The sequence below is a fragment of the Achromobacter deleyi genome, assembly GCF_902859705.1.
GTDB lineage: Bacteria > Pseudomonadota > Gammaproteobacteria > Burkholderiales > Burkholderiaceae_B > Achromobacter > Achromobacter deleyi.
The window spans coordinates 180,134-195,600 of the sequence record NZ_CADIJO010000006.1; the positions used below are offsets into that span (position 1 = coordinate 180,134).

13 protein-coding genes are annotated in these 15,467 nt (G+C 66.5%); 5 read left to right on the forward strand and 8 right to left on the reverse strand.

Annotated elements, in window-relative coordinates; genetic code table 11:
• Positions 1–26: 26 nt before the first annotated feature.
• The 8 genes from HV798_RS11495 to HV798_RS11530 form a co-directional block, all read right to left on the reverse strand.
• The gene (locus HV798_RS11495) at positions 27–530 is read right to left on the reverse strand and encodes an outer membrane lipoprotein (RefSeq protein WP_025137621.1); all 504 of its coding nucleotides are present in this window, start codon (positions 528–530) and stop codon (positions 27–29) included.
• Between the two features lie 224 nt (positions 531–754).
• Positions 755–1,696 carry a carbohydrate kinase family protein gene (locus tag HV798_RS11500; protein ID WP_175193404.1) on the reverse strand — a complete coding sequence of 314 codons (942 nt, stop codon included), beginning with the start codon at positions 1,694–1,696 and terminating at the stop codon, positions 755–757.
• 12 nt (positions 1,697–1,708) lie between these two features.
• Positions 1,709–3,043: a DUF3426 domain-containing protein gene (locus tag HV798_RS11505; RefSeq protein ID WP_175193405.1), complete on the reverse strand. Its 1,335-nt coding sequence runs from the start codon at positions 3,041–3,043 to the stop codon at positions 1,709–1,711.
• 23 nt (positions 3,044–3,066) lie between these two features.
• Positions 3,067–3,993 (reverse strand): 50S ribosomal protein L11 methyltransferase, encoded by a 927-nt coding sequence (gene prmA / locus HV798_RS11510; protein ID WP_175193406.1) that lies wholly within the window; start codon positions 3,991–3,993, stop codon positions 3,067–3,069.
• Between the two features lie 114 nt (positions 3,994–4,107).
• Positions 4,108–5,454, reverse strand: a complete 1,347-nt coding sequence (gene accC / locus HV798_RS11515) for an acetyl-CoA carboxylase biotin carboxylase subunit (RefSeq protein ID WP_025137625.1) — start codon at positions 5,452–5,454, stop codon at positions 4,108–4,110.
• Positions 5,455–5,463: 9 nt separating this feature from the next.
• Positions 5,464–5,922: an acetyl-CoA carboxylase biotin carboxyl carrier protein gene (gene accB / locus HV798_RS11520; RefSeq protein WP_025137626.1), complete on the reverse strand. Its 459-nt coding sequence runs from the start codon at positions 5,920–5,922 to the stop codon at positions 5,464–5,466.
• An 88-nt stretch (positions 5,923–6,010) separates the two neighbouring features.
• Positions 6,011–6,445 carry a type II 3-dehydroquinate dehydratase gene (gene aroQ, locus HV798_RS11525; protein WP_025137627.1) on the reverse strand — a complete coding sequence of 145 codons (435 nt, stop codon included), beginning with the start codon at positions 6,443–6,445 and terminating at the stop codon, positions 6,011–6,013.
• A gap of 89 nt (positions 6,446–6,534) precedes the next feature.
• Positions 6,535–7,068: a TlpA family protein disulfide reductase gene (locus HV798_RS11530; RefSeq protein WP_025137628.1), complete on the reverse strand. Its 534-nt coding sequence runs from the start codon at positions 7,066–7,068 to the stop codon at positions 6,535–6,537.
• 109 nt (positions 7,069–7,177) lie between these two features.
• On the opposite strand from HV798_RS11530, the gene mpl reads away from it, so the two are divergent.
• The 5 genes from mpl (at position 7,178) to HV798_RS11555 (ending at position 15,462) form a co-directional block, all read left to right on the forward strand.
• Positions 7,178–8,548 carry a UDP-N-acetylmuramate:L-alanyl-gamma-D-glutamyl-meso-diaminopimelate ligase gene (mpl, locus tag HV798_RS11535; RefSeq protein ID WP_175193407.1) on the forward strand — a complete coding sequence of 457 codons (1,371 nt, stop codon included), beginning with the start codon at positions 7,178–7,180 and terminating at the stop codon, positions 8,546–8,548.
• A 32-nt stretch (positions 8,549–8,580) separates the two neighbouring features.
• A complete protein-coding gene (locus HV798_RS11540; protein WP_175193408.1) occupies positions 8,581–9,183 on the forward strand; it encodes a YqiA/YcfP family alpha/beta fold hydrolase in 603 nt (200 codons plus the stop codon).
• A gap of 72 nt (positions 9,184–9,255) precedes the next feature.
• Positions 9,256–11,184 carry a ribonuclease catalytic domain-containing protein gene (locus HV798_RS11545; protein WP_175193409.1) on the forward strand — a complete coding sequence of 643 codons (1,929 nt, stop codon included), beginning with the start codon at positions 9,256–9,258 and terminating at the stop codon, positions 11,182–11,184.
• A gap of 1,124 nt (positions 11,185–12,308) precedes the next feature.
• Positions 12,309–12,980: a response regulator transcription factor gene (locus HV798_RS11550; protein WP_025137632.1), complete on the forward strand. Its 672-nt coding sequence runs from the start codon at positions 12,309–12,311 to the stop codon at positions 12,978–12,980.
• Entirely contained in the window at positions 12,967–15,462 is a 2,496-nt protein-coding gene (locus HV798_RS11555; RefSeq protein ID WP_175193410.1) for a sensor histidine kinase, read from the forward strand. Before HV798_RS11550 ends, HV798_RS11555 begins: the two co-directional genes overlap by 14 nt.
• Positions 15,463–15,467 lie beyond the last annotated feature (5 nt).

The following is a 15,467-nucleotide window of genomic DNA, read 5'->3' on the forward strand; positions in this document are numbered from 1 at the left end:
TTGCTGCCAGGGGCATGCCAACCGGCTTACATCGGCGTGACGCGGGTCGGGCCGGCGCCGCTGATGACCTGGACGCGCTGGCCGACGCTGATCGGCACATCGGCTTCCTGGGCCACGACGCGGGTTTCGCCGTTATCCAGGCGCACCGTGATTTCGTAGCCGGAATTCTTGCCCACGCGGTTTTCCACTGCATTGCCTGCCAGGGCGCCCAGGATGGCGCCGCCGACGGTGGCGATGGTGCGGCCCGTGCCGCCGCCGACCGCATTGCCAGCCACGCCGCCCAGCGCACCGCCGGCAAGCATGCCGACACCGCTGGACTTGTCGTTCTGGATGACGATCGGGCGCACGCCCGTAACCGTACCCGTGCGAACGATCTGCTCGCGCTGGGCCTGGTCATAGCTATAGACGCCGCTGGAGGCGCTGGGATTGGCGCAACCGCCCAAGACGGCCATCGAGGTCACGACAGCAGCCACGGCCAGCCACCGGCCAGTACGCGGCGTCAACAGGGAAAGGGTTTTGCTTTGGTTCATTTGGACTCCTCGTTCGGGCACTGCCGACGAACTGATCATACTCCGCCCACATAGGGCGAAAGCCTAACGTGCAACACACTGAAACGCACCGCCACGGGCGGAAAAGCCACTTGCGAAACCGGCCGCGGCGGAAAAAAGCCGCGGCGGCCGGGTGAATAGACGGCTATTCGACCGTGCTGGCGCGCTCAGGTTCCCGAAGGTCCCCGGGCCCGCTCGAACGGCGTTCAGACCGGCAGGTGAATGCCGTAGGTGGCATGCAGCACGGCGTCGATTTCGGCGCGCGACGGCGCGTGGTTCTGCGGACCGCGTGAGGCGATCTTGATGGCGCCCATGACGTTGCCCAGGCGGCAGCTGTCTTCCCAGCTCCAGCCGCTGGTCAGGCCATAGAGCAGGCCGCCGCGCTGTGCATCGCCGCAGCCGGTGGGATCGACCACCTGGGTGGCGCGCACCGGCGCGATCTGGATGGTCTTGCCTTCGGTCAACAGCGTGGCGCCTTCGGCGCCGCGCGTGACGACGACAGCCTGCAGCTTGGTGGCGATGTCGGCCATGCTGCGGCCCGTGCGTTGTTCCACCACGCCGGCTTCGTAGTCGTTGACGGTCAGCGCCTGGGCCAGGCCCAGCATGCGTTCCAGGTCGGCGCCGTCGAACAGCGGCATGGCCTGGCCCAGGTCGAAAATGAACGGAATGCCACGCTTATGCAGGCGCTCGGCGTGGGCGAACATGCCTTCCTTGGCGTCCGGGGCCACGATGCCCCAGGCCGCGTCGGCGTCGCTCAGGTCGTTGGTGGCCGAGAACGACATGGCGCCCGGGTGGAAGGCGGTGATCTGGTTGTCGTCCAGGTCGGTGGTGATGAAGCACTGGGCGGTGAAGGTGTCTTTCACGACCTTGACGCGGCTGACGTCGATGCCCAGGCCCGTCAGGCGTTCCAGGTATTCACCGGCGTCTTCGCCCACGGTGGCCACCGGCACCGGCTTGCCGCCCAGCAGGTTCATGTTGTAGGCGATGTTGCCCGAGCAACCGCCGTATTCCTTGCGCATGCTGGGCACCAGGAACGAGACGCTCAGCGATTGGATGCGATCGGCCAGGATGTGCTCTTTGAAGCGGCCTTCGAACACCGCGATGGTGTCGAACGCCATCGAACCGCAGACCAGAACGGGGGTCACCATGAATGTCATCCTTTACGGAAAGAATTTGTCGAGTTGGTAGCCGTTGACTTGAACACCGGTCACTTCAATCGGCACGGAAATCTTGAGTTCGCCCGCAGGGCCGAAGGGGCCCTGCAACTGCTCAGGCGTCAGGTAGTTCTCGGGCATGAGCACGCGGCGCACCACCACCGTGTCCGACAGGTCGGTCAGGTCCAGCACCAGCGCGGGCCAATGCTGCGGCTTGTCGTAGCGATTGCGCAGCACCAGGTTCAGGACGAGCCGCGTGCGGCCGTCGTCGATGGCAGCGGCGCCCGTGGGCGGCTGCAGCGACGACGATGAAATGGCGATGCGTTCGAGGCGGCGGGCGTAACCGACCGTGCAGCCCATGGGCTTGCAGACGGCTTCGAGCGCCGGCCGCAGCACGGGCACGGAATTGGCGATGTCCACGCGGTACACGTACAGCAGTTGCAGGCCCAGCAAGATCAAGCCGGCCAGGCAGGCGTAGCCCCAGACCTTGCGCATGAGGCCGCGGCGTTCCTGCCGGTCCTGGTCGAGAAATTCGGGCGGCGCGCGGCCGACGTCGGTCGCGCTGGAGTAGCGGGTGCGCGCGTCACCCAGGATCGGCTCGCGGGGATCGGCATCCGGATCGTCTTGTGCGTCGAGGTCGGCGTCGATGGCGTGGCCATCGTGCGAATCATGGCGCAGGTCGTCGTGCGGGTCGTCGTACGGGTCATCTCGCAGGTCATCCCGCACCACGAAAACCGGCTCGGCGGGCGCCGGACTGCGCGGGGCATTCCACCGCGCGGCGGGCGGATTGTCGCGAACCGCCACGATGGGTTCGTCGCACCAGGGCGGTGCAGCCGGTTCCTGCCTGCGCGGCGCGGGCGCGTCGTCGTACCGGTCCAGGTCTTCGTTTTCGTCTTCGTCGTCATCGCCCTCTTCCGCCAGGACGGCGTCGGGTTCGATGCGGCGGCGAATGTCGTCGCGACCGCGCAGCACGGCAGGCGGCGACGCAGGTTCGGTGGACGGCCGCTGCACCACGGGCGCCTCGTCGGCGCGTGCCAGGGGCGGCGGCGCAACGGGGGTCGCCAATACAGGCGCGGCGACCGCGTTGGCCGAGAACGGCGCCGGTGCCGACGGCACCGCCATGGCGGGCACGGTCACCGAGGGCGTGGCCCCCGCAGGCTGAGGCGGCGCGACCGCGGATACATCCGCTGGCGCCGCGCCCGATTCGGGCAACAGGCAGGCGCGGCCATCGAACACCGTGGCGCAGGCGCCGCAACGGACCAGGCCGTTACGGACGCGCAGTTGGTCGGGCACGACCTTGAATGACGTGCCGCATTGCGGGCAGCGGGTGGTCAGGGCCATGGTGCGATCCTGCGCAACCCGGCTCAGGCCTTCTGGCCGTGCAGGCAGACCCAGCCGTCGCGGGCGCGCCAGACCGACATGGCGATCCAGGGCGCGTAGGCGGCGGCCACTTCTTCAGCCTGGCGTTCCAGCACGCCGGACAGCACCAGATGGCCGCCCGCGGCGACGCGGCCGGCCAGCATCGGCGCCAGCACCTTGAGCGGGTTGGACAGGATGTTGGCCACGACCACCTGGAAGGTGCCGTCGGCCAGGCCGTCGGGCAGCATGGCCTGCAATTGGACGTGGTTGACGTCGGCGTTGAAGACCGTGCTTTGCACGGCCTGCGCGTCGATGTCGACCGCCTGCGTGGGGCCGGCGCCGAGCTTGCGCGCGGCGATGGCCAGGATGCCCGAACCGCAGCCGTAATCCAGCACGGTCGCGCCGCGCGGCAGTTCGGCTTCCAGCCAGGCCAGGCACAGGTGCGTGGTGGGATGGCTGCCGGTGCCGAAGGCCAGGCCCGGATCGAGTTCGATATGGATGGCGCCATCATCGGCCGCAGGCGTTTGCAGCCCCGGCACATCCGGGCTGTCGCGGTGCCAGCTGGGCACGATCCAGAGGCGCTCGGCGATGTGGATCGGACCGAATTGCGATTGCGTCAGGCGCACCCAGTCGGCGTCCGGCACGTCGCGCAGGCTCCAGCCGGCGAACAGCGCCGGATCCAGTTCGCCCGCGGCGGTGGCTTCTTCCATGATCTGCGTGGGATCGGCTCCGTCGGGCAGCAGGGCCACGACGCGATTGCGCTCCCAGGCCTGCACGTCGGGCTCGGTGCCCGGCTCGCCGAACAGGGGCCGCTCGTCGTCGGTGCCCAGGTCGGCATCTTCGACGGACACCGACAGCACGCCGGCTTCAAGCAGCGCGTCGGACAGGGCCTCGGCTTGCGCCTCCTGGCAGTGGAGCACGAGTTCACGCATGATGATTCTTCCATCTGGCCAACGGGCCGCGGCAAAAGCCGCGGCCCGGTCAGCCGGTTAAGGCAACGCCTTGTTCAAGGCGGTAAAAAAGGGGCGCGAGGCCCCTTCTGCTGGTCAGGGACGCTGCGCCAGCTTGTTTTCCAGATAGTGGATGCTGGTGCCGCCTTCGACGAAGCGGGCATCCTGCAGCAGCTCGCGGTGCAGCGGGATGTTGGTGGAAATGCCTTCCACCACCATTTCCGACAGCGCCGTGCGCATGCGGGCCAGCGCCTGGTCGCGCGTGTCGCCATAGGTAATGACCTTGGCAATCATCGAATCATAGTTCGGCGGCACGAAATAGCCGTTGAACGCGTGCGAATCGATGCGCACGCCCGGACCGCCCGGGGTGTGCCAGTTGGTGATGCGACCGGGGCTGGGCACGAAGCGGAACGGATCTTCGGCGTTGATGCGGCATTCGATCGCATGGCCCTTGAAGACGATATCGCGCTGGCGCAACGTGAACTTCTCGCCCGCGGCGATCAGGATCTGCTGCTGCACCAGGTCGATGCCGGTGATCAGTTCGGTGACCGGGTGTTCGACCTGGATGCGGGTGTTCATTTCGATGAAATAGAACTCGCCGTTTTCATACAGGAATTCGAACGTGCCGGCGCCGCGGTAGCCCATCTTGCGGCAGGCGTCGGCGCAGCGGTCGCCGATGCGCTCGATCAGGCGGCGGGCGATGCCCGGGGCCGGCGCTTCTTCGATGACCTTCTGGTGACGGCGCTGCATGGAGCAGTCGCGTTCGCCCAGCCACACGGCGTTGCGTCCGCCGTCGGCCAGCACCTGGATTTCCACATGGCGCGGGTTCTCGAGGAACTTCTCCATATAGACTTCGGGGTTGTTGAACGCGGCGCCCGCTTCCGAACGCGTCATGGTGACGGCGTTCAGCAGCGCGGCCTCGGTGTACACCACGCGCATGCCGCGGCCACCACCGCCGCCAGCGGCCTTGATGATGACCGGGTAGCCCACTTCGCGCGCGGTGCGGATGATTTCCTGCGGATCGTCGGGCAACGCGCCCTCGGAACCCGGCACCACCGGCACGCCGGCTTCGATCATGGCGCGCTTGGCGCTGACCTTGTCGCCCATCAGGCGAATGGTGTCGGGGCGCGGGCCGATGAACACGAAGCCGCTCTTTTCGACGCGATCGGCAAAGTCGGCATTTTCGGACAAGAACCCGTAACCCGGGTGAATGGCCTCGGAATCCGTGACTTCAGCCGCCGAAATGATGGCGGGCATGTTCAGGTAGCTGTCGCGAGACGGCGCAGGCCCGATGCACACGGATTCATCGGCCAGGCGCACGTACTTGGCTTCGCGGTCGGCCTCGGAGTGCACCACCACGGTTTTGATGCCCAGCTCGCGGCAAGCGCGCTGAATGCGCAGGGCGATTTCGCCCCGATTGGCGATCAGGATTTTTTCGAACATTTTCAGCTATCAGCCAATGACGAACAGGGGTTGACCGTACTCGACGGGCTCACCGTTTTCGACCAGGATTTCTTTGATGACGCCGGACTTGTCGGCTTCGATTTCATTGAGCAGCTTCATGGCTTCAATGATGCAGAGGGGGTCGCCTTCCTTGACGGTGGAACCCACGTCGATGAAGGGCGCGGCGCCCGGGTTCGGCGAACGGTAGAACGTGCCGACCATGGGGGCCTTGACCACGTGGCCCTGGATCACCGGCGCGGCTTCGGCAGCCGGGGCTGCGGCGGCCGGGGCGGCGGCAGCCACCGGCGCGGCGTGCACGCCGGCTTCGGGCTGGTGGTAGGCCACCGGCTGCAAGGTCTGCGAGAACTTGACGATGCGAACCTTGCCTTCGCCTTCGGTGATTTCCAGCTCGGCGATACCCGATTCAGCCACCAGGTCGATCAGGGTTTTGAGTTTTCGGAGGTCCATAGAAGCTGCTTCCCGAGATAGTGTCGGCAACGTCCCGGTGTTCGGGTTCGCGCCATATAAGATGTAAAAGCGGTGAGTTGGTGCGAGATCAGTGCCGCACTGCGTAACGCAGAGCCGCTTCGTAGCCGTCCGCGCCCAGGCCACTGATAAGGCCTACTGCCAAGTCGGACAGATATGAGTGATGCCTGAAGGGCTCTCGCTTATACAGGTTGGACAAATGTACTTCAATAAATGGGATCGCGACCCCGGCCAGCGCATCGCGGATCGCGACGCTGGTGTGCGTATATGCCGCCGCGTTGATGATGATGAAGTCCGTGCCGTCTTGCCGGGCCGCCTGGATGCGGTCAACCAGCGCACCTTCGTGATTGCCTTGCCACGCCGTCAGCGTGGCGCCCAATTCGCCCGCCAGCAACTCAAGCCCCTCATTGATCTGGGACAGCGTGAGGCTGCCGTAGATGTGAGGTTCCCGGGTGCCTAGCAGGTTCAGATTCGGGCCATGCAATACCAGTATGTTTTGCGCCATGCGCTTGCCAATGAGTGGATTGCCAATTGTTGGCAAAACAGCCGATAAACCAGCTTTTTACGCCAATTCCTATTATTTGTCCAACAGACTTACGCCTTGAGGCCGGATAGCGTTTGATTCAGGTCGTCGGGCTGGATTTCACCCAGTATTTTCCGGTTAATGCTGCCATCTGCATTGAAAACGATGGTAAATGGCAGGCCGCCGCTGGGATTACCCAGTTTACGCAGGGTATCGATGGCACCCGCCCCGATGACCCACAGCGGATAGGAAACCTGTACTTTCTCGACAAATTTTTGCATGTTGGCGGCGGAATCGACGCCGATGCCGACAAAGCGGATTTGCGGATATTTTTTCTGCAAGGCGTCGAGTTCGGGCATTTCCTTGACGCACGGGGCGCACCAGGTTGCCCAGAAATTGACCACGATGGGCTGGCCCTTCCAGGCGGCCAGCGAATGGGTCGCGCCGTTCAGGTCGGGCAGTTGCAGCTGCATCAGCCCGGCGACGGGATCGTCGGCGGCGGGTGCCGGAGCGGGCTGGGGCTTGTTGCGGCCCAGAAGCGTGTAGCCGCCCGCGACCGTGGCGGCTATGGCCACGCCGGCGGAAAGGAGTAGGCGTCGATTCATGGCGCGATCATAACCGTTGCGGCCGGTTTGCGCCGCAACCGCGCCGGGCGGCCCGGCGCGCCGATACAGCCGCTGCCTATATATACAATGCAGGGCAGGAGAGTTTTCAATGCACCTGCACATTCTTGGCATCTGCGGTACGTTCATGGGCGGCCTGGCGTTGATCGCGCGCGCTGCCGGCCACAAGGTCACCGGTTGCGACGCGGGCGTCTACCCGCCGATGAGCACCCAGCTGTCCGAACAGGGAATCGAGCTGATCGAGGGCTTCGGCCCCGAACAGATGGCGCTCAAGCCCGACCTGTACGTGATCGGCAACGTGGTCAGCCGCGGCAATCCGCTGATGGAAGCCATTCTGGAGTCCGGCGCCCGCTATGTGTCCGGTCCGCAATGGCTGGGCGACAACATCCTGCCCGGCGCGCACGTGCTGGCGGTAGCCGGCACCCATGGCAAGACCACCACCAGCTCGATGCTGGCCTGGATCCTGGAAGCCGCGGGCATGGCGCCCAACTTCCTGATCGGCGGCGTGGCCCCCGACCTGCAGGTATCGGCCCGCTACGACCCGGCGCGCCGCCCCTTCGTGATCGAGGCGGACGAATACGACACTGCGTTCTTCGACAAGCGGTCCAAGTTCGTGCATTACCGCCCCCGCACGGCCATCCTGAACAACCTGGAATACGATCACGCCGACATCTTCCCGGATCTGGCGGCCATCGAAACCCAATTCCATCACCTCGTGCGTACGATTCCGGCGTCGGGGCGCATTCTGCGCCCGGCCCATTCCGATGCGCTGGATCGCGTGATTGCGCGCGGATGCTGGTCGGAAACCGTCACGTTCGGCCCCGATGGCGCCTGGCAGGCCGGCGCCCCCGATGCCGATGGCGCCTTCGAGGTGCTGCGGGGCGGCGCCCCCCTGGGCACCGTGCGCTGGGCGCTGACCGGCGAGCACAATCGCATGAACGCGCTGGCGGCGCTGGCTGCAGCCGAGCATATCGGCGTGCCGCCCGCCCAAGGCATCGAGGCGCTGGGCCGCTTTGGCGGCGTCAAGCGCCGCATGGAACTGCGCGGCACGGTCAACGGCGTCAAGGTCTACGACGATTTCGCGCACCACCCGACCGCCATCGCCACCACCCTGGAAGGCCTGCGCCGCCAGGTGGGATCGGCCCGCATCCTGGCCGTGCTGGAACCGCGTTCCAACACCATGAAGCTGGGCGCCATGGCGGCCCGCCTGCCCGAATCGCTGGCTGATGCCGACCTGGTGTTCTGCTTTGGCGCCCGCGCCGGCAAGCACGCCCTGGGCTGGAACCCGGCCGAAGTGCTGGCGCCCCTGGGCGAGCGCGCTTCCAGTTACGATGACATCGACGCCCTGGTGGCGGCCGTGGCGCAGGCCGCCCGGCCCGGCGACCAGGTGCTGGTCATGAGCAACGGCGGGTTCGGCGGCATCCACGGCAAGCTGCTCGCCGCCCTGGAGCCGCGCGGCTGAGGCCCCGCCTACCGGCTACAGAAAGGCACCCCATGATTCTCTATCTGCACGGTTTCCGTTCGTCGCCGACCTCGTTCAAGGCCCGCATGATGGCCGACGCCATGGCCGAACGCGGCCTGGCAGCGGACTGGGCCTGCCCGCAACTGCCGGCCAGCCCGCGCGAAGCCGCCGAGCTGGCGCTGGGCATCGCCCGCCGCCAATTGGCCCAGGCGGCCGATCCCCTGGCGCTGACCGTGGTGGGCTCGTCGCTGGGCGGGTTCTACGCCACCTGGCTGGCCGAACAGCTGGGCTGCAAGGCCGTGCTGCTGAACCCCGCCGTCGAGGCGGCGCGCGACCTGGCGACCCAGGTGGGCGAGCACCGCATGTATCATTCCGACGCGCCGTTCGTGTTCCTGCCCGCCTATGTCGACGAACTGGCCGCCCTGCACGTGCCCCGCATCATCCGGCCGGACCGCTACTTCCTGGTGGCGGCCACGGGCGACGAGGTGCTGGATTGGCAGGAAATGCGCGATCGCTATGCGGGCTGCCGCCAGCGTATCGTGCAAGGCAGCGACCACGGCTTGTCCGACTTTGCCACCTGGCTGCCCGAGGTGCTTGATTTCGCCCTTGGCCCCCAGCCGGATGGCCCCAGATAGTCCCCAGTACTCAACACTCTATATATAGCTGCGCAAGGCGGCGCGTGCGCGCCGCCCAGGATGACCCTCACCATGTATGTGTTTTACGAAGACGACGGCAGCTTCAAGGCCGGCCATATCCTGTCTGAAACCGACGCCAGCCTGCAGGTGGAATCGGAATCGGGCAAGCGCAGCAAGATCAAGCGCGCCAACACCCTGTTCAACTTCGCCGCGCCCGAACCGGCGGCGCTGATGAGCCAGGCGGCCGCGACCGCCGACACCCTGGACCTGCAATTCCTGTGGGAATGCGCGCCGCAGGAAGAGTTCGACACGCCGACGCTGGCGGCGGACTATTTCGGTCACGCCCCCACCCCGGTCGAGCAGGCCGCGCTGCTGATGCGCCTGCACGGCGCGCCGGCCTATTTCCACCGCCGCGGCAAGGGCCGCTACCGCCCTGCCCCGCCCGATATCCTGGCCGCCGCGCTGGCCGCGCTGGACAAGAAACAGCGCCAGGCCGAGCAGCAGCAGGAATGGGTCGACGAAATGGCCGCGGGCCGCCTGCCCGAGCCGATCGCCCAGGCCGCCGAGTCGCTGCTGATCCGCCCGGACAAGAATTCGCAGCAATGGAAGGCGCTGGACGCCGCCTGCGCCAAACTGGGCAAAAGCCCGGACCGCCTGCTGCTGGAACTGGGCGCGTGGCCGCACGCGCTGGCGCTGCACAAGCGCCGCTTCCTGGCGGTGAATTTCCCGCGCGGACTGGCCTTCCCCGACCTGGAACTGCCGCCGATCGACCGCGACCTGCCGCTGTCCGACGCCGAGATCTATTCGGTGGACGACGTGACCACGACGGAAATCGACGACGCGCTGTCGGTGTCGACGCTGCCTGACGGCAATCTGCGAGTCGGCGTGCACGTGGCGGCCCCCGGCCTGTCGGTGACCCGCGACAGCGAGTTCGACAAGCTGGCGCGCGCCCGCCTGTCGACGGTGTACATGCCGGGCGACAAGATCCCGATGCAGCCGGACAACGTGATCCGCGCGTTCTCGCTGGACGCGGGCCGCGAGGTGCCGGTGCTGTCGCTGTACGTGACGGCCAACCCGGAAACGGGCGAGGTGATTGAGTCCGAAACGCGTCTGGAACGCGTGGTGGTGCGCGAAAACCTGCGCCACAACATGCTGGACACGCAAGTCACGGAAGAAAGCCTGTCCGATCCGGCGGCGGACCTGCCGTACGGCCACTGGCTGCGCCCGCTGTGGAAGCTGGCGCAGGCGCTGTCGGCGCAACGCGAAAACGTGCGCGGCAAGCCGGAAAACAATTCACGGGTGGAGTACAGCTTCTACCTGGACGGCAATCCGGACGACCCGGACACGCCGGTACGCCTGGTGCCGCGCCAGCGCAATGCGCCGCTGGACCGGATGGTGGCCGAATACATGATCCTGGCGAACAATCTGTGGGGCGGCCTGCTGAACCAGCACGGCGTTCCGGGAATCTACCGTTCGCAACAGGCCGGCCGGGTGCGCATGAGCACGCAGGCGCTGCCGCACGAAGCGATCGGGGTCCCCCAATACGCGTGGAGCACGTCGCCGCTGCGCCGCTATGTTGACCTGGTGAACCAATGGCAGCTGATTGCCGCGGTGGAGCACGGGGTATCGGCCCGCCTGGTGGCCCCATTCAAGCCACGCGACGCAGACCTGTTCGCGATCATCGGGGCGTTCGACGCGCAGTATGCGGCATGGGCGGAGTTCCAGAGCGCGATGGAGCGTTACTGGTGCCTGCGCTGGTTGAAGCAGAACCACATTACGCGGACGGTGGCGCATGTGCTGCGCGAGGATTTGATCCGGTTTGCGAATTGTCCGTTGGTGACTCGGATTGGGGGGATGCCTGAGTTGGAGCGGGGGACGGCGGTGGAAGTCGAGATTCTGGGGATGGATGAGTTGTCTCTGGAACTCGATTGCCGGTATGTGGGGGAGGTCAGTATTTCTGCTTCTTCTGCTGATTCTGCTGCTGAGGGTTCGGGTAGCTGATTGTTTCTTCGCGTCTTCTTCGTAGGTCGCCCCTGGCGGGGGTGGCATGCGGAGTGGGCGCCCACGATTGCGGTCCGGAGCCTTCGCTCCGGACTTCCCCTTCGTCATCTTCGTCCGGGCCTACGGCCCCTCCTTCAGATTCCCTCGGGCGCATCGAGGTTGCCCACTCCGCATGCCACCCCCGCCAGGGGCTACGTGCGTCTTGGGTCGTTGCGCTGCTAGACCTGTGGTCAGGGATGACGTTGCTGCTGCCCGCCGATGACGGCCGCGCGGGCGGCCGCCAGCGGCTTACGCGGTGTCTTGGTTTGCTTGATGACGCTTGCGCGCGTTTTGTCAGTTGCTTGCTTGGGGGCCTCCCCCACTTTGGGGTGGGCGGTGATGGGCGGCGCGGTGGCGGGTGGTTTGCGTTTGACGGGCGGTGGCGCGCCGCCCATCTTTGTGGGGGCTGGGGTTCTTGCCGAATAGGGTTCTTTTGGAACTGGGCATTTGCCACATCGGTTTTTGACAGACCAGGTCGCTTTTGCCGCATCGGTTCATGTCGCAGCGACGATTCTTGCCACTGGCGCTCTTTCAACGGGCCGACGTTCGTACCTACCAATGCTCGTTTGAAGGGCCGTCGGTTCATCGCGCACCCCTCCACCGACCGCGCTTGTTTTTCTCTTCCCCCCACCCCGAGTCGCACTCCCCCTTTCCTACAACTCTCCTCCCCCCTTCAACCGACCACTCCCCATAAGCCAAAGAAGGCCGCCCGCGCGGCCGCTTTTGGCGTCCCCGCAAGATCTTCCATTGCCGAGGAAGCGTTTCCCAAGAACGCCAAGCACACTGCCCGCCCCAGCGGCGGTCAAGATGCTGCAGTGGAGCCCGCGGCGTTGGCGGTCTCCCGTGCGCGGGGCGTCGATGCGCCCGAGGGAATCTGAAGGCAGTCGCCGAAGGCGACAACGAAGATGACGAGGGGGGGGGCCGCCTAGGCAAGTCCGGAGCGAAGGCTCCGGACCGCAATCGTTGCCCCGCGCACGGGAGACCGCCAACGCCGCGGGCGGCCGTCGAAGATCTGACCGCCCACTAAAACGCACAGCCTCCCGTTAAACTCCCCCAAAAAACCACAACAACATTGGAGAACAAACATGCGCATTTTGCTCGTCGAGGACAACCTTGACCTGGGCGATGCCGTGGAGAGCAAACTGCGCTCGGCCGGCCATAGCGTGCAGTGGGTGCGTAATGGGGTGGAGGCGTTGCGGTGGGGGTTGGACGAGACTTGGGATGCCTTGGTGCTCGACATCAACCTGCCTGGCAAAGATGGGTTTACCGTTATTCGGGAATTGCGGGCCGCCGGGCTCGAAGCGCCCGTGCTCGTCGTCACTGCGCGGTCCGAGATTGAAGACAAGATCGACATGCTGGACCTGGGCGCTGATGATTATCTCGTCAAGCCCTTTGACCTGCGCGAGCTTGAGGCGCGGTTGCGGGCCTTGCTGCGGCGGCCCGCGGGGCAGACCACCAGCGTCACCACCTATGGCAACCTGAGCCTGGACATGGCCAATCGGCATGTCGTGTTGGCCGGGACGCCGCTGGAACTGGGGCGGCGTGAATTTCGGTTGCTGGAGATTCTGCTCGGCAAATTGGGGCAGACCGTGGCCAAGGAGCGGTTGATGAACCAGTTGTTCGACCTGGATGATGGGTCGCTCAATGCGCTGGAATTGCTGATTTCGCGGCTACGCAAGAAATTGGCGGGCGCGTCCATCGATATCGTCACCGTACGGGGCGTGGGGTATCAGGCCCGCAGCCATGAGCCTTCCTGACAGCTTCTCGATTCGGCGGCGCGTCTTCACGTTGGGCGCCGTCTTGCTGGCCTGCGCCTTGTTGGGGCTGGTCTTCTTTTTGCGCGGCTATGCGCAGCGGGCCGCCGAGCAGGCGTTTGACCGGTTGCTGGCGGCGTCGGCGTTGACGATTGCGGGGTCGGTGCAGATCGAGGACAACGGCGTCACCGTTGAGCCGCCGGTGTCGTCGCTGGCCATGCTGTCGGGCAGCGAGCGGGTGTTCTACGAAGCCCGCACGTCCAACGGCCGGCTCATCACCGGGTATGCAGACCTGGCGCCGGGGCTGCCGCTGGCGCAGTCGGCCACGCCTGTCTTCACGTATCTGAGCTATCACGATGAACCCGTGCGCGTAGCGACGGTGGGGCGGCTGGTGTCGGCCAGCCAGCATGCGGGTTGGGTGACCGTGCGGGTGGCGGAAACGCTTGGGTCGCGCGAAGAACTGGCCGACGAGATATTGGGGCGCAGCGTGTTGCCGTTGATCGTGGTGTCACTGGTGGCGCTGGGCCTCTTGTGGTTTGGGGTGCAGCGGGCCTTTGCGCCGCTGGCCGTGGTGGAACGCGAGCTGCGGCGGCGGGCGCCGGATGACCTGGCGCCGCTGGTCACGCCCGTGCCCACCGAAGTGCGGCGGCTGGTCGAGGCGCTCAATGCGTTCATGCAGCGGCTGTCCGGGCTGATGGATACGCTGAACACGCTGGTCGCCGACGCGGCGCACCAGGTGCGCACACCGCTGGCTTCGCTGCGGGCGCAGGCCGAGGTGGCGCTGGACGAAACCGATCCCAAGCGCCTGCACGAGCGACTGGGGCGCATCCACTTGAACGCCATGCATGCCAGCCAGCTCATCAATCAGTTGCTGATGGACGCCACCATCACGCACCGGCTGGGCAAGGGGTCGCGGGCGCCGGTGGGCGTGGCCGAGACCATCAATGAAACGCGGCGCCGCATCGGACCGCTGGAGGCCCAGCGGCTGCGCATCGAGATCGCGCCGCAGGTGCGGCGGGCGCGCATCGCGGGCGATCGCGTGGCCTTGCGTGAAATGCTGCGCAACCTGGTGGACAACGCGCTGCGCTATGCGCCGGACGGCACCGTGGACATCCAGGCCACGCCCGTGGCGGGATTCCGGGTGGCGCTGACCGTGTCCGACCGCGGGCCGGGCATTGCCGATGACGAAAAGGATGCCGTGCAGCAGCGCTTCATACGCGGACGAACCGGCGAATCGCAGCCCGGTTCCGGGCTGGGCCTGGCCATCGTGCGGTCGGTGGCGGTGGCGCATGGCGGGTCGCTGTGGCTGCAGGACCGCCCCGGCGGCGGCCTGTCGGCGCGGGTGATCCTGCCGCTCGCGCGCCAGCGCAGCGGGGCCGGCGGGCGCACGCTGGCCGGCTGGCTGGGCGCCGCGTTCGCGGCGGCCCTGTTGCTGGTGGCTGCCCCGGCCGACGTGCGTGCCGCCGACATTCCCGAGATCGTCACCCGCTATCCGGCGCCGCAGCCGTCGTCGCGCGTGCTGACCATCGCCGGGCCGACCGACACGCCGGTGGTGGCGCCGCTGATCCTGGGCTTTCAGGCGCAGCGGCCCGACGTCACGGTGGTGTACCGGGAGATGGGCAGCCGCGAACTGTACGAGGCGGCCATCGAGAACCAGCTGAAGGACGTGGACGTGCTGATGAGCTCGGCCTCGGACCTGCAGATCCGGCTGGCCAACGACGGCTACGCGCAGCGCTATACCTCGCCCTATGCGGCCAAGCTGCCGTCGTGGGCGGTGTGGCGCAACGAGGTCTACGGCTTCACCTTCGAGCCAGCGGTGATCGTCTACAACCCCAAGCGCTACACCGAAGCCACCGTGCCGCGCTCGCGCCAGGACCTGCTGCGCACGCTGGAACACGACCGCGTGCGGCTGCATGGCCGGGTGGGCACCTACGACATTTCGCGCAGCAGCGTGGGCTACCTGATGGCCGAGCAGGACGAGCTGGTGTCGTCGAATTTCTGGGGGCTGGCCAACGCCTTCGGCCAGGTCGGCGTACGGCTGTCGGCCACCAGCGCGGAACTGCTGGACGCGATCGAGAACGACGAGATGGACCTGGGCTACAACATCCTGGGGTCCTATGCGCTGTCGCGCCAGGCGGCAGGCAGCAAGATCGGCATCGTGTTTCCGCAGGACTACGTGCTGGTGCTGGCGCGTTCGGTGCTGATCGCCCGCAAGGCCCCCAATCCGGACCTGGGCCGCGCGCTGGTCGACTGGCTGCTGTCGCCGGCTGGACAGCAGGTGGCATCCAGCCACGCGGCGCTGGGCTCGATCATGGAAGACACGCCGGGGCGCTGGACCTCGGAAGCCGTGCTGGCGCGTTCGCAGGGCATCGTGCAGCCGGTGGTGCTGTCGCCCGCGCTGCTGGTGGGGCTGGACCAGCGGCGCCATTCGCGCTTCGTGCAGAACTGGATTCGGCTGGTCACCGATACGCCGGAACGTCCCTGAGAAAA

Coding starts and splice junctions, on each gene's coding strand:
- prmA (WP_175193406.1), bottom strand. CDS start 3,993: ATGCGTGAACTCGTGCTCCACTGCCAGGAGGCGCAAGCCGAGGCCCTG.
- HV798_RS11540 (WP_175193408.1), top strand. CDS start 8,581: ATGATTCTCTATCTGCACGGTTTCCGTTCGTCGCCGACCTCGTTCAAG.
- HV798_RS11500 (WP_175193404.1), bottom strand. CDS start 1,696: ATGGTGACCCCCGTTCTGGTCTGCGGTTCGATGGCGTTCGACACCATC.
- HV798_RS11505 (WP_175193405.1), bottom strand. CDS start 3,043: ATGGCCCTGACCACCCGCTGCCCGCAATGCGGCACGTCATTCAAGGTC.
- HV798_RS11545 (WP_175193409.1), top strand. CDS start 9,256: ATGTATGTGTTTTACGAAGACGACGGCAGCTTCAAGGCCGGCCATATC.
- accB (WP_025137626.1), bottom strand. CDS start 5,922: ATGGACCTCCGAAAACTCAAAACCCTGATCGACCTGGTGGCTGAATCG.
- HV798_RS11530 (WP_025137628.1), bottom strand. CDS start 7,068: ATGAATCGACGCCTACTCCTTTCCGCCGGCGTGGCCATAGCCGCCACG.
- aroQ (WP_025137627.1), bottom strand. CDS start 6,445: ATGGCGCAAAACATACTGGTATTGCATGGCCCGAATCTGAACCTGCTA.
- HV798_RS11550 (WP_025137632.1), top strand. CDS start 12,309: ATGCGCATTTTGCTCGTCGAGGACAACCTTGACCTGGGCGATGCCGTG.
- mpl (WP_175193407.1), top strand. CDS start 7,178: ATGCACCTGCACATTCTTGGCATCTGCGGTACGTTCATGGGCGGCCTG.
- HV798_RS11495 (WP_025137621.1), bottom strand. CDS start 530: ATGAACCAAAGCAAAACCCTTTCCCTGTTGACGCCGCGTACTGGCCGG.
- accC (WP_025137625.1), bottom strand. CDS start 5,454: ATGTTCGAAAAAATCCTGATCGCCAATCGGGGCGAAATCGCCCTGCGC.
- HV798_RS11555 (WP_175193410.1), top strand. CDS start 12,967: ATGAGCCTTCCTGACAGCTTCTCGATTCGGCGGCGCGTCTTCACGTTG.